Raw genomic sequence first — 12,658 nt, forward strand, 5'->3', positions numbered from 1 at the left:
CCGTGCGAGCCTGCATGGATGTTATTGTAAAAGTTCGTTTCACCGAGCGGTTCATTGGTGCAACTGATTCAAGACAGTCTCAGGTGTCGTGTCAGGGAAAAAGCAGCACCCTGGCTGACGCTCCCTGATCCAGCCCTTCGCTGTCCCTGTGGATCACAAGGAGTCCATCCGCCCTTACCAGCGGGGAGAGCAGGCCGGATTTACCGTAAATCGGGGTGGCCAGGGGTGGCTGACCCGGTTCCTGCCAGCTGAGCTGGACCCGGACATATTCTTCCCGGCCAATGGCAGAGGGAATCTGCTGGGTGGTTGTTGCCTGGATCTGCTGCAGGCCATGGTCGGCGGGCAGGCCGGAAAAAAGGCGCAGCAGAGGCCGGACAAAGAGATGAAAGACCACTATGGCCGATGCCACATGGCCGGGCAGGCCGAACAGGGCCTTGTTGTCGACCGACGCTAAAATGGTGGGTTTGCCTGGCCGGATGGCCACCCCGTGTGCCAGCAGTTCGGAGGAGGGCAGTTCTTCCAGGACCTGCAGGGTGAAGTCGCGGCGGCCAACGGAACTGCCGCCGGAGAGCAGCACCATATCAGCATCTGCAACTGCTTGTCTGCATGCTGCAAGCATGTCGTCAAAACTGTCTTCAATAATGCCAAGTTGTTTCGGGATTCCGCCAGCCTCCCGGACAAGGGCGGCAAGCGTGGTGGAGTTGATGTCCCGGATCTGGCCCGGGGCAGGGGTCTGGTCCGGAGGGACCAGTTCGTCTCCGGTGGAGAGGATGGCAACTTGAGGCTGGCGGTACACGGGCACGGTGGTGATACCAAGTCCGGCCAGGACTCCGAGATCCTGGGGCCGCAGTTTTCTGCCCCTTTCCAGGATAACTTGCCCCGTTTCAAAATCTTCACCTGCCCGGATCACGTTCTCGCCCGGTGCCACCGGACGGAAGATTTCCACGGTGTCGTCATCCAGCAGGTGGGTGTATTCCACCATCACCACCCCGTCGGCCTTGGCGGGCAGGGCGCCTCCAGTCCAGATCCTGGCGGTTTGTCCAGGTTTCAGAGTGATATCCTGGCCCGGGCTGCCCATGGCGATTTCGCCGACAATGGTGAGGAGCGCCGGTTCAGATTCGCTGCAGCCGAAGGTGTCCCTGGCCCGGACCGCAAAACCGTCCATGGTGGAACGGGAAAAGGGCGGGAGTTGTTCCGGGGCTGTGACGTTTTCTGCCAGTATCCTGCCGTCGGCTTCGGCAAGCGGAATCTGCACGCCGGCCAGCGGCTGGAATCTGGAGAAAAGCTGGAGGAACTCTGTGGAACTGATGAGCTGGAAAAAACCTTTCATACGGCAATGTTCCTTAATTTTTCAGGCTGTTGATCGGGGCCGGTATTTTGCCGCCAAAGCCGATGAACCGGCTTGATTTGCCACTGTTTCGTACCTCCAGGATGGCGGATTCTCCGAACAGGCCGCCAAAGGAGACAAAATCACCCGCTTCCTTGCCCGGTACCGGGATGATCCGTACCGCTGTGGTCTTGTGGTTGATCATGCCGATCGCCATCTCGTCGGCCATGATGGCGGAAATGGTGGCCGCATCCACCGAGCCGGGAATGGCGACCATGTCCAGGCCTACCGAGCAGACCGAGGTCATGGCTTCCAGTTTTTCCAGGGACAGGCTGCCATTTGCCACCGCCGCTGCCAGCTCGGCATCCTCGCACACCGGGATAAAGGCCCCGCTCAGGCCGCCGGCGCTCTGGCTGGCAAAGGTGCCACCCTTTTTCACCGCGTCGTTGAGCATGGCGACAATGGCTGTGGAGCCAGGGGCGCCGATGTCGTCCACCCCGAGAATTCTGAGAATCTCGCCCACCGAGTCGCCGATCCTCGGGGTGGGCGCCAGGGACACATCGACAATGCCGAAAGGTACGCCGAGTCGCTGGGCAACCCGACGGCCGATCAGCTCGCCGCACCTGGTGACCCGGAAAGCGGTCTGCTTGATTTCATCGGCCAGGTCGTGCAGCCCGGGGCTGTCGCCCTGCTCGAGTCGCCGCTCCAGGGCCCGGGCAATGACCCCGGGACCGGAGACCCCGACATTGATCACCACCTCATGCTGGCCAGTGCCGTGGATGGCCCCGGCCATGAACGGGTTGGCCTCGGGCTGGTTGGCAAAGATGACCAGCTTGGCGGCCCCGAAGCCACCGGTGTCAGCCGAACGCTCGGCCACATCTTTTATCGTGTGGCCCAGCATGGCCACCGCATCCATGTTGATCCCATATTTGCTCGATCCGGCATTGATCGAGGCGCAGACCTTGGAGGTGCAGCTCAGAGCCTCGGGAATGGCAAGAATCAGCTCGCGTGCTCCTCCACTCATGCCGTTTTCCACATTGGCCGAGAACCCGCCGAGAAAGTCAATGCCAACCTCGCTGGCCGCCTCGTCCAGTGCCTTGGCCAGCAGGACGAACTCCTCCCGGGTATAACCGGCGCCAATGGAACCGATGGGGGTGACGGCAATCCGCTTGTTCACCACAGGGATTCCGTATTTACGGGCAATTTTTTCACAGGTCGGTACCAGGTTGCCGGCATAACGGCATATCTTTTCCCGGATGCGCTGGCAGGTGGTGCCGGCATCGCGGCTGCGGCAGTCATGGAGGTCAATGCCCATGGTCACGGCGCGGACATCGAGGTTTTCCTTCTGGATCATGTCCACGGTGGAGAGTATCTGGTCGGATCGAATCATGGCATTCTGTCTGTGTTAATTTTTCAAGGTGCCCTTAGAATATCTTGATCTCATTGGTGGCCTTGAAGATATCGTAATGCTGCAGCACCATGTTGAGGTCGGTCTCCCGGGCAAAGTGGTCCAGTCTGCGGCGCAGCTCGTCCATGGACGCACAGCGGCTGAGATCGACAAAGAGGATCATGATATAGCGGTCCTCGGCCACGGTGGTGGAGAGGTCCAGGATGTTGATCTCGTTGTCGGCACAGAACTTTGACACCGTGGCCACGAAACCGATCCGGTCCTCGCCCTCGGCCGTGAGTACATAGCTGTTTTCAAGGCTGGGAGCGGTCTCGTCGACAAGGTCGGTCCTGATCTCCCGAACCTGGACCGCCAGTCTGCCAAGCTCCGGGTCAGGCAGGCGGCTGAGCTTGTCGAGGATGGTTGCCTCATCGGTGTCTGCGGGAAAGGAGGCGTGCAGAATCATGGTGAAGTAGCCGCGCAGCACCTGCTGGCGCATGTCGGCCAGATCACCGCCCATATAGGAGATGGCCCCGGAAACATCGGCGATGATGCCGACCCGGTCCCGGGCCATAATGGAGATTACGTATTCTTTTCGTGTCTGTTTCATGGAGGGGCTGTTTGCCGTTTTTTAAAGTATGGGTCTCTTGGCAGAGACCCTGGATGCTATCCGATCAGCTCAAAGCTGAGGCTGCGTAAATCCACGCTCATCCAGGTGTCGTGCAGGGGCGAATCCTGGTCCAGGATCAGCTTGCAGGTTTCCATGGCCTGCAGGGACGCGATCACCCCCACGGTACACGACAGCACCGAGGGCGGCCTGGCTTCAGGGTCTGCCGTTGTGTTCCGGTACAGATCAGCCACCAGCGTGGAGCCCGGCATCTGTACCCCGACCTGGCCATACCACCGCTCCACCGCGCCATGGACCAGGGGGATGTGCTTCCCTTGACAGAGAAGGGAGAGCGCTCTTCTCGCCGGGCCATTATCCAGGCAGTCCACCACCACGTCGGTGGCGGAAAAAAGCTCATTCACGGCCTCCTGGAAGGGTGCAACGACCGGGATAGCTTCGGTGAGGCCGTGCACTTCCCGGACCCGCCTGGCTGCCACCTCGGCCTTGGGATATCCCAGGGTATGCCTGGTTGCATAGAGCTGGCGGTTGCAGTTGGAGGGCTCGAACCGGTCCGGATCACAGAGCAGCAACCGGCCAACCCCCAGTCTGAGCAGCTCTTCGATGACCAGTCCCCCGAGCCCGCCGCAGCCGATGACGGTCACTGTTGCCTGGCCAAGTCGCTGCTGTTCCCCGGCATTCAGGGTTCCGAGGTTGCGACTGAACAGCTGGAGGGAATCGTCTGTAAGCACTGTCTGTACCAGTGGTTGAGATTCTTGTGGTATCCTGGCTCCACAGTCGGGCCCTACTCGGATATAATGGCGCCTATATTACAGATATTATGAAGGCCCATCCAGCTATTTTGTATCCCGGGGCAAGAAAGATGTTCCCGCAGGCCGGTGGCGGCAGGAGACGCTTGACAATGTGTGCGAAGCTAATTATCAAAAATATGTGATAATTTTTATTATGTTGGTGCGGATCGGTATATTTGCCAGGAGGCCGGTCCATCTGCAAACCGTGTACAACAAAGAGGAGGTGCGTATGTCAGATGAAGGAGCCATTGGCTGTGCCAGACCCACTGGAGGTCCGGTGGGAGAGGAAGGGCAACAGGAGAATGTCAGCGCAAAAGAAACGAACCAGGAGGAGCAGGTGATGATCAAGGTTGGTCAGAAGGCGCCGGATTTTACGGCGCCGGGATACCATAAGGGTGAGTTTGTTCAGGTAAAACTTTCTGATTATCTTGGCAAGTGGGTGTTACTCTGTTTTTATCCGGGTGATTTCACTTTTGTCTGAGCGACGGAGATCTCGGCAGTTGCCGAGAAATATCCCGAACTGCAGAAGCTGGGTGTCGAGGTTCTGTCCATGTCCATCGATTCCATGTTTGTCCACAAGGTCTGGAACGATGAGGAACTGGCAAAGATGGTCGACGGCGGAATACCTTTTCCCATGCTCTCCGACGCCGGCGGCCGGGTTGGCAAGGTGTACGGTGTCTATGACGAGGAGGCCGGGGTGGAAACCCGGGGTCGCTTTATCATCGATCCTGACGGGGTGATCCAGGGCTACGAGGTCCTGACCCCGCCGGTGGGACGCAATGTCAATGAAACCCTGCGTCAGATCCAGGCCTTCCAGCTTGTCCGCGAAACCGGTGGCGGCGAGGCGACCCCGTCCGGCTGGCGGCCGGGCAAGAAGACCCTGAAGCCGGGCATCAACCTGGTGGGCAGGGTCTGGGAGGAGTGGAAGACCGACCAGGCCTTTGATTGATATTGTCGCAATCTCTGTCTGAAAGTACGAATCGGCGGTCCAGTGATGGGCCGCCTTTTTTTGTTCCACGATACCTGGTGGTGTGGTGTCCTATCTGGCCACCAGCCGGGCCAGCCACATGGTCAGGGGCGGGTAGAGGGTGATCAGGAGCAGGTCCAGGATCAGGATGGCCAGGAACGGCAGGATCCGGCGACTCACCGCCCCGAGCCGATCCCCGGAGATGGCGCAGGAGACGATCAGGCAGATGCCCATGGGCGGAGTGAGCATACCGATGGCCAGGTTGGTGACCACGATCACGCCCAGGTGCACCAGGTCAATCTGCAGGGCCGGGAGCATGGTGACGATCATGGGCACCAGGAGGATCAGCGAGGCCGTGGTCTCGATAAAGGTACCGGCCAGCAGCAAAATCAGGTTGATCAGCAGCAGCAGGAGGACCGGGTTGTCGGTCAATCCCAGCAGAGAGCCGGCCATCTTTGCCGGGATATCTTCAATGGCCGCGATCCAGCTGAAGATCGAGGCCATGGCGATGATGAACATGACGATGGCCGAGGTGATGGCACCGTCCCGGAAAAGACCGGGCAGGTCCTTGATGTCTATCTTCCGGTAGACAAACATGCCGAGCACCAGGGCATAGACCACGGCCACGGCTGCGGACTCGGTGGCAGTGAAGATTCCAAACAGGATACCGCCCAGGATAATCGCCGGTGCACCCAGGGCCAGCAGGGCCCGTCTGCCCGTCCGCCAGACTTCGGTCAGGGAAAAGGACGTGGTGGCTGAATAATCATATTTCAGGGAAAGAATGGCGGAGACCGCGATCAGGGACAAGCCGATCAGGAGGCCCGGGAAGATGCCGGCGGCAAAGAGTTGACCGATGGAGGCCCCGGTGAGATAACCGAAGATGATCATGGGGATGGAGGGGGGAATGATCACCCCGATGGAGCCACCCGAGGCCTGGACCGCAGCGGCGAAATCCGAGTCATAACCACACCGTTTCATGGCCGGGATCAGGACCGCGCCCACGGCGGCGGCATCGGCGGCCGCAGAGCCGGAGATGCCGGCGAAAAACATGGCCGAAACAATGGCCACCGCCGCCATGCCACCGGGCAGCCAGCCCACCAGAGCGGCGGCAAAATCAATGATCCTTCGACTGATACCGCCGGCCTCCATCAGGACCCCGGCAAACATGAACAATGGCACGGCCATGAGATGGAACGAGTCGGTGCCGGCAAACATCCGCTGGGCCACCATCATGAGGGGGAAATCACCCTTGGCCACCAAGGCCAGTACCGAGGCGGTGCCGATGGCCAGGGCAATGGGCATGTTGATCAGAAACAGGACCAGGAGACCAAGAAGGAGAATGGTGCCGGTCATCTGCGCAGTTCCTCCAGTTCGCGTAACAGGAAGATCAGGCCGTAGAGGAAAAAGATCAGGCCGCTGGCCGGGATGATGGCCAGAATGAGCCACTTGGGTATGCCCAGTGCCGGAGAGATCTGCAAGCGGACAAACCAGGCAAAGCGGGTGCCGCTGATGATCAGGACCATGAAAAAAAACAGGGCCAGCAGGTGGCCCAGCAGCCGCAGCTTCCTGGCCATTGGCCCGGGAAGCCTGGCGGTAAGCAGGTCCACCCCGGGATGCAGGCCGCGGTGATAGGCAGCTGTGGCGCCCAGAAAGCTCAGGTAGACGAGCATGTAGCGGGCCAGCTCCTCGGACCAGAAAAGGGACTGGTTGAGGACATAGCGGCAGAAGACCTGCACACCGATGATGAGTGCCATGGACATCCCGAGGGTGGCCAGCAGGTATTCAACCAGACGGTTGAGGAGTGATCCGAGCCGGTCGAGCCGGGCAATGACGCCAGAGAGCATGCTCATAAAAAAAGGACAGGCTCCATGCCTGTCCCCCTCGAACAACGGATCCGCTGCTTCCTTACTGTGTCGCTTCCAGCATTTTGAGCAGCAGGGAGTGGACTTTGGGTTCCCGGTAGAGTTTCATCTCCTTGAGACCGGCGACCTTGGCCCGGAACGAGGCCAGGTCCGGATGTTCCTCGACGATCATGCCCTTTTCCTTGAGCAGGGCCAGGCGGGCGGCGTTCCTGGCCCGGTTATCCCTGCGGCCGAATCGGGCTGCTTCGCGCATGGCCTCCTGAATCATGGCCTGATCGTCGGGCGACAGCGTGTTCCACCACATCAGCGAGGCCACATCGATATGGGCCGAGTAGACATGGCGGGTCAGGGTCATGTACTTCTGGATCTCGTAGAACTTGTAGACCACCATGACCCAGAGGGGATTCTCCTGGCCATCGATCACGCCCTGCTCCAACTCGGTGTAGATGGGCCAGGGCATGGGGGTCGGGTTGGCGCCCAGGGCCTGCCAGATGGCCTTGTGCAGCGGCGAGGCCATAACCCGGATCTTGAGTCCTCGGACATCGTCGGCCGTGCGGACTGGACGCTTGTTGTTGGTCAGGTTGCGAAAACCGTTTTCAGAGAAACACAGACCCTTGAACCCCACGCTTTCCAGGTCATCGAGGATGATCCTGCCCAGCGGTCCGTCAAGGATCTCGTCGGCCTGGGCATTGTCCCTGAACAGAAAGGGATAGTTGATCACCCGGACAATGGGATCAAAGGTATCAAAGGGACCCACGGTGACCACACCCATCTGGATGGTGTTCATCTGGATCTGCTGCAGAATTTCGGTTTCATTGCCAATGGACTTGGAATGAAAGATCTGGACCGTGTATCTGCCGCCGGAACGTGACTCCAGCAGCTCCTTGAACTTCTCGGCCACAATGTTCTGGGCCGAACCAGGCTTGGTGACCACGCCCAGCTTGATGACCCGGGCCGCCAGGACCGGCGTGCCGGCCATACAGGAAAACAGCAGGACGAGTAGGGAAAAGATGATTTTTTTCATGGGAAGATCCGTGGAATCCATCAGCCGTGATCGGACATCGCTCTCCGGCCGCACAGGATGGCTTGGCAGCGGGTCAAGCGGTTCAGCCGCCGCCTATCAGCCGCCGCCTATTTTCGGAAAAATTGCAACCGTGTCGCCGTCGGCAAGCACCGTGTCCATGCCGGCCTGGCGGTTGTTGACCATAATAACGCCCACATCATCGGGATCAATGCCAAGCGCTGTGACAATGGCGCCGGGCGTGGTTCCCTCGTCATACCGGAAGGCCGCCTCCTTGAAGCGGCCTTCACGGAAATAGGCAAACAGTTTGACCTTGATGTCCACCACGTCTAGAAGTCCCAGAATTTGGCGATCTCTTCTTCGGTATAGTCCCAGACCACGTTATGGGGGGCAATGGGCTCTTCCATGAAGAATTCAGGCAGCTGGTCGTCCTTGGAGGTGAATCCTGCCGCCTGGTTGAAGGCTCGCTCGGTCTTGAGGATGGTGGCCCCGAGATTTGTGACATCGTCCCCGGTCAGGTTGATGCCGAACCGGGCGTTGATCATGTCGATGAGGGCCGGCAGGCAGCTTTCGTCGTCCAGGGCGGCAAAGGCGATGAACAGGCACATGCCGGTGGAGTCGATGGCAGCGGTGGCAATCTGCAGATTACGCGACAGCTCGATCTGTCCCTCCTTGGAGAGCGGATCCAGTGATCCGCCCACGCCCAGGATGTTGGTGGCAATGGTGTAGCCCATGGTGTGATCGGCACCCTGGGTGGAGGTGGCGTAGGTGATGCCGATACCCTTGACCGCCCGCGGATCATAGGCCGGAATGGCCTGGTTCTTGACCACCGGCACCCGGGTGACGCCAAAGGCCCGGCCCACCGAGGCAGCGCCGTTGCCGATGATCCGGCCAAGCGGGGTGCCCTTGGCGATCTCTTCTTTCAGGATCCGGCAGATACCCTCTCCGTCACCGAACTCGAGCACTCCGGCTTCCATGGCCACACCCATGGCCACCGAGGTTTCAATGGTGTCGATACCGATATCATCCATCAGGTGGTCTGCCTCGGCGATATGGTCGAGGTTGTCCACGCAGCAGTCGGCGCCCATGGCCCAGATGGACTCGTATTCGAAACCGGAAGTCTTGTAGTTGCCGTTCTTGTCGTTGAAGATCTGCGAACACTGGATGACACAGCCCTTGTGGCAGTTATGCCGCGGTTTGCCGCTCCGCTCGACGATCATGTCGTGCATGGTCTCACCGGAGATCGCTTCGTGGCCCTCGAACTGGCCGGAGGTGAAGTTCCGTGTGGGCAGGGCGCCGGCCTCGTTGATGATGTTGACCAGGACGTTGGTGCCGTACTGGGCCAGGGCCTGGCTGATGGGATTGTCCACCAGAGCCTTGGCAAAGGTCTTGTTGGCAGCGGCGAATTTTTCCGGATCCGCCAGCTCGATTTTGGCATCGGTCGGGTCAATGGCGATGAATTTGATCCGCTTGGAGCCCATGACCGCACCCAGGCCGCCACGGCCGTTGGAGCGCAGTTTGCCATCAGGATCCTTGACCGAGATATTGGCTGCCGAGAGACGCATCTCGCCGGCAGGACCGATGGTGATGACGCCGTTTGTCTCACCCATCCGCTGGTGTACCGCGTCCACCACGGCAAAGTTACCCTTGCCGATCAGCTCGCTCTCCTCGTTGATGGTGATGCCGTCCTTGGTAAAGTGCAGGCTGTACCAGATGTCATCCTTGGGCTGTCCTTCGATGATCAGGGCCTTGCAGCCAAGTTTTGCCAGCATCTGCGCGGCCGTGCCGCCGGCATTGGCTTCCTTGATGGTCCCGGTGAGCGGACTCTTGGCGCCGATGGACAGCCGGCCGGAATTGGCAGCCGGGGTACCCGAAAGCAGTCCCGGAGCAATGACCAGCTTGTTTTTCGGTCCCAGGGGGTGGCAGGTGGGTTCAACTTCGGCCGCGACGATGGTCGAAGTGAGACCCCGGCCGCCAAGGCCCATCCATTCCGAAGGAACGTCTTCTATGCTGGTGGTAAGGTCGGTCATGTTGACACGATAGATTCTGTCTGCCATTGTCAGTTCTCCTTGAGTAATACCTAAGGTTCCTGGATCAGGTTATTCAATGTCCTTGATTGGACAGTAAAGCTGTCATGTCGTCAAAACAGAGCAGCGTGTCTTTAATGGGTCGTGTTTTCCTGGACACCCAGAACTTTGGCCAGGATCATCTTCTTGCGCGCCTCATCGGGTTCCGGCTTGACCCAGCTGATGAACTGATGGGTAACCCGCATGAAGGCACCATCGTCTTTCTTGCACTGGTCGCAGATGGATTCGGCCTGGTCACGGTACATGATGATTTCGCTGGCCGGGTCTCCATCCCTGTTTACGGCGGCCATTTTCCGGCAGCCGCAGTCCAGGCGGATAACCGCGACCCCGACAGCATCCGGACTACCCTCGAGGATACCCTCCACCATGGCCCGTTCGCCCTTTTCCGGAGACCAGTTCCGGCGGCCCTTGTTTTTCTTTTTTTGTGTCATGGAATGAGAACTCACAGTAAGAGATTTATGATCTGGCAATCTATTCTGGATACCAGCCCATGGTCAACATAATTTTTCCCGGCCGGAGGTCTTCGGGGCGGTGGCCGGAATTTGTTTATCATATCGAATCAACATGTTGTTGCTTGGTCACTGTGGCACGGTGCTCTCCATCTTTTATCTTGACAAACCCGAGCGCGGTGGATTAGAGGAAGGGCAACTTGCCTCCCGCCTTTTAGTTGTGGAAGGAGGTCTGATAAAGGTTGTCAAAATACCCATAAGTTTAATTCATTGAAACGGAGGTAGAATCATGTGGGAAATCGTCGTTGATAAAGACAAGTGTGCTGGTTGTGAAGAGTGCGTAAACGCCTGCCCTGCACAGGTTTACGAGATGGTTGACGGCAAGTCCGAGCCTGTTGAGCCGGATGAGTGCCTGGGCTGCGAGACCTGTGTTGAGGTCTGCCCTGAAGGTGCAATCACCGTTACCGAAGTCTGATTTCACCAGCTCACACGGTGTATCGGTAAGCCCATTCCCCGGCCGGGGGATGGGCTTATCTCGTTTTCAGGGATATGAGAAAAAAAACGTTTAGACTGGCACGACTGAAACCGGGGGTGAACCGTTCGGTTCATCTTTTTGTTGCCTCTCTGCTCTGGACATCCATCGGAATCATGCTCATCGTACGGGGGTGGGGCTGGATGGGCCCGGGATCCGGTCGCTGGCTGGTGCTTCCTGCCGTGGCCCTGGGGATAGCGAAATCTTTCCTGGTTCTGGACAGGGCAACCCGGCGCAGCGTGGCGCGAATCATCGAACTCCGGGATGGAACCTGTCTGGGGGCCGTCTACTCCTGGAAAACCTGGGCCCTGGTGGGACTTATGATGGCCTCCGGGATTACCATGCGGGCCCTGACCGAGCCGGGGCGGGTCGTGGGCACGGTCTATGTGGCCATCGGATGCGGTCTGCTCTTCTCCAGTCGCCATGGCTGGCTTGCCTGGTTCAAATGGATGCACCATGATTGAATCGCTCAACAGGGTGGAAATATCGCGCCCTGCTCTGCGGCACAATATGCAGCTGCTTCGGCGGATGGCTCGAAAGGCCGGAGTCATGGCCATGGTCAAGGCCGATGGCTATGGTCATGGTATGCTGGAATGCGCCAGGGTCTTTGCCGGGGCCGGAGCGGCCGCCTTCGGGGTGGCCGAGGTGGTCGAGGGGGTTACCCTGCGGCAGGCCGGTATTTCCCAGCCCGTGTTTGTTCTCGCCGGTCTCCTGCCCGAGCTTGTTCCTCCCCTTTTTGACTTTGATCTGACCCCGGTCCTGGTGGACGATACTCTGCTGCCATCACTGTCCCGGGAGGCCACCAGGAAGGGCCGCAGCATAGACGTCCATCTCAAGGTGGATGCCGGGATGGGCCGCCAGGGGTGCACCCTGGACCAGGCTCCCCTGGTGATTCGCCGGATCATGGACACTCCGGGGGTGCAGCTCAAAGGCATTCTGGCCCATTTTCCCATGGCCGATGACCGTGACTCACCCAGCACCATGGAAGTGCTGACCGGGTTTACCGCCCTGGTGGAGTCGCTTGGCGACCAACTGCCCGATGGACTCTGTCTGCATATTGCCAACTCGGGCGGCCTGCTGTATTTTGCCGGTACCCGTTTTGACATGGTCCGTCCGGGCATTTCCCTCTACGGCTGTTATCCCGATGGGCTCACCGGCCGGGAACTGGCGGTCGGGGAAAGGCTGCAGCCGGCCATGCGGTTCGTGAGCCGGGTCATCCAGGTGAAAGATGTTCCCGCTGGAAGCGGACTCGGCTACGGTCATATCTACACCACCGGCCGGCAGACCCGACTTGCCCTGTTGCCGGTGGGCTATGAAGACGGTTATCTCCGGATCCTCTCCAACCGGGCCGAGGTCCTGGTTCATGGCTGCCGGGCCCCGGTGGTCGGACGCATATCCATGAATCTGACCATGGTGGATGTCACTGACCTCCAGGAGGTCAGGCCCGGCGACGAAGTGGTGCTGCTTGGCCGCCAGGGAGCAGAGGAGATCAGTTGTGACGAGATCGCCGCCTGGATGGGGACCATCAACTACGAGGTACTCTGTCTGTTTGGTAATCTGAACCGGCGGGTCTATATGGATGACTGACTTTTTACGAGTTTATCAATCTG

14 protein-coding genes are annotated in these 12,658 nt (G+C 59.3%); 4 read left to right on the forward strand and 10 right to left on the reverse strand.

Annotation, left to right across the window (positions count from 1 at the left end; translation table 11 throughout):
* Nucleotides 1–91: 91 nt before the first annotated feature.
* The 4 genes from GF1_RS03930 to GF1_RS03945 are packed head-to-tail and all read right to left on the reverse strand — an operon-like array spanning nucleotide 92 to nucleotide 4,070.
* Nucleotides 92–1,330 carry a molybdopterin molybdotransferase MoeA gene (locus GF1_RS03930; protein ID WP_267928315.1) on the reverse strand — a complete coding sequence of 413 codons (1,239 nt, stop codon included), beginning with the start codon at nucleotides 1,328–1,330 and terminating at the stop codon, nucleotides 92–94.
* Nucleotides 1,331–1,343: 13 nt separating this feature from the next.
* Nucleotides 1,344–2,717, reverse strand: coding sequence for a PFL family protein (locus tag GF1_RS03935; protein ID WP_267928316.1), 1,374 nt, complete (start codon nucleotides 2,715–2,717; stop codon nucleotides 1,344–1,346).
* 34 nt (nucleotides 2,718–2,751) lie between these two features.
* Nucleotides 2,752–3,324: a glycine cleavage system transcriptional repressor gene (locus GF1_RS03940; RefSeq protein ID WP_267928317.1), complete on the reverse strand. Its 573-nt coding sequence runs from the start codon at nucleotides 3,322–3,324 to the stop codon at nucleotides 2,752–2,754.
* A gap of 56 nt (nucleotides 3,325–3,380) precedes the next feature.
* Nucleotides 3,381–4,070, reverse strand: a complete 690-nt coding sequence (locus GF1_RS03945; RefSeq protein ID WP_267928318.1) for a HesA/MoeB/ThiF family protein — start codon at nucleotides 4,068–4,070, stop codon at nucleotides 3,381–3,383.
* A gap of 289 nt (nucleotides 4,071–4,359) precedes the next feature.
* Between GF1_RS03945 and prxU the strand changes: the two genes are divergently transcribed.
* A complete protein-coding gene (prxU, locus tag GF1_RS03950) occupies nucleotides 4,360–5,079 on the forward strand; it encodes a thioredoxin-dependent peroxiredoxin (RefSeq protein ID WP_267928319.1) in 720 nt (239 codons plus the stop codon).
* A gap of 90 nt (nucleotides 5,080–5,169) precedes the next feature.
* On the opposite strand, the gene GF1_RS03955 is transcribed toward prxU, so the two are convergent.
* From GF1_RS03955 to GF1_RS03980, 6 genes are all read right to left on the reverse strand, one after another.
* Nucleotides 5,170–6,450, reverse strand: coding sequence for a TRAP transporter large permease (locus GF1_RS03955; RefSeq protein ID WP_267928320.1), 1,281 nt, complete (start codon nucleotides 6,448–6,450; stop codon nucleotides 5,170–5,172).
* Nucleotides 6,447–6,947 carry a TRAP transporter small permease gene (locus GF1_RS03960; RefSeq protein WP_267928321.1) on the reverse strand — a complete coding sequence of 167 codons (501 nt, stop codon included), beginning with the start codon at nucleotides 6,945–6,947 and terminating at the stop codon, nucleotides 6,447–6,449. The genes GF1_RS03955 and GF1_RS03960 overlap by 4 nt, the downstream gene beginning before the upstream one ends.
* Before the next feature lie 55 nt (nucleotides 6,948–7,002).
* Nucleotides 7,003–7,983: a TRAP transporter substrate-binding protein gene (locus GF1_RS03965; RefSeq protein WP_267928322.1), complete on the reverse strand. Its 981-nt coding sequence runs from the start codon at nucleotides 7,981–7,983 to the stop codon at nucleotides 7,003–7,005.
* 96 nt (nucleotides 7,984–8,079) lie between these two features.
* Nucleotides 8,080–8,307: a MoaD/ThiS family protein gene (locus GF1_RS03970; protein ID WP_267928323.1), complete on the reverse strand. Its 228-nt coding sequence runs from the start codon at nucleotides 8,305–8,307 to the stop codon at nucleotides 8,080–8,082.
* A 2-nt stretch (nucleotides 8,308–8,309) separates the two neighbouring features.
* Nucleotides 8,310–10,037, reverse strand: a complete 1,728-nt coding sequence (locus tag GF1_RS03975) for an aldehyde ferredoxin oxidoreductase family protein (protein ID WP_267928324.1) — start codon at nucleotides 10,035–10,037, stop codon at nucleotides 8,310–8,312.
* A gap of 104 nt (nucleotides 10,038–10,141) precedes the next feature.
* Entirely contained in the window at nucleotides 10,142–10,498 is a 357-nt protein-coding gene (locus GF1_RS03980) for a hypothetical protein (protein WP_267928325.1), read from the reverse strand.
* 307 nt (nucleotides 10,499–10,805) lie between these two features.
* On the opposite strand from GF1_RS03980, the gene GF1_RS03985 reads away from it, so the two are divergent.
* The 3 genes from GF1_RS03985 (at nucleotide 10,806) to alr (ending at nucleotide 12,635) form a co-directional block, all read left to right on the forward strand.
* A complete protein-coding gene (locus tag GF1_RS03985; RefSeq protein WP_267928326.1) occupies nucleotides 10,806–10,991 on the forward strand; it encodes an ATP-binding protein in 186 nt (61 codons plus the stop codon).
* Nucleotides 10,992–11,107: 116 nt separating this feature from the next.
* Nucleotides 11,108–11,512 (forward strand): hypothetical protein, encoded by a 405-nt coding sequence (locus tag GF1_RS03990; protein WP_267928327.1) that lies wholly within the window; start codon nucleotides 11,108–11,110, stop codon nucleotides 11,510–11,512.
* Entirely contained in the window at nucleotides 11,505–12,635 is a 1,131-nt protein-coding gene (gene alr, locus GF1_RS03995) for an alanine racemase (RefSeq protein WP_267928328.1), read from the forward strand. The genes GF1_RS03990 and alr overlap by 8 nt, the downstream gene beginning before the upstream one ends.
* Nucleotides 12,636–12,658 lie beyond the last annotated feature (23 nt).

This window comes from Desulfolithobacter dissulfuricans (genome assembly GCF_025998535.1).
Taxonomy (GTDB): domain Bacteria; phylum Desulfobacterota; class Desulfobulbia; order Desulfobulbales; family Desulfobulbaceae; genus Desulfolithobacter; species Desulfolithobacter dissulfuricans.

Bases quoted from the DNA above. Each gene is read 5' to 3' on its own strand.
- GF1_RS03965 (WP_267928322.1), bottom strand. From the start codon at position 7,983: ATGAAAAAAATCATCTTTTCCCTACTCGTCCTGCTGTTTTCCTGTATG.
- GF1_RS03980 (WP_267928325.1), bottom strand. From the start codon at position 10,498: ATGACACAAAAAAAGAAAAACAAGGGCCGCCGGAACTGGTCTCCGGAA.
- alr (WP_267928328.1), top strand. From the start codon at position 11,505: ATGATTGAATCGCTCAACAGGGTGGAAATATCGCGCCCTGCTCTGCGG.
- GF1_RS03985 (WP_267928326.1), top strand. From the start codon at position 10,806: ATGTGGGAAATCGTCGTTGATAAAGACAAGTGTGCTGGTTGTGAAGAG.
- GF1_RS03935 (WP_267928316.1), bottom strand. From the start codon at position 2,717: ATGATTCGATCCGACCAGATACTCTCCACCGTGGACATGATCCAGAAG.
- GF1_RS03960 (WP_267928321.1), bottom strand. From the start codon at position 6,947: ATGAGCATGCTCTCTGGCGTCATTGCCCGGCTCGACCGGCTCGGATCA.
- GF1_RS03930 (WP_267928315.1), bottom strand. From the start codon at position 1,330: ATGAAAGGTTTTTTCCAGCTCATCAGTTCCACAGAGTTCCTCCAGCTT.
- GF1_RS03940 (WP_267928317.1), bottom strand. From the start codon at position 3,324: ATGAAACAGACACGAAAAGAATACGTAATCTCCATTATGGCCCGGGAC.
- GF1_RS03955 (WP_267928320.1), bottom strand. From the start codon at position 6,450: ATGACCGGCACCATTCTCCTTCTTGGTCTCCTGGTCCTGTTTCTGATC.
- GF1_RS03975 (WP_267928324.1), bottom strand. From the start codon at position 10,037: ATGGCAGACAGAATCTATCGTGTCAACATGACCGACCTTACCACCAGC.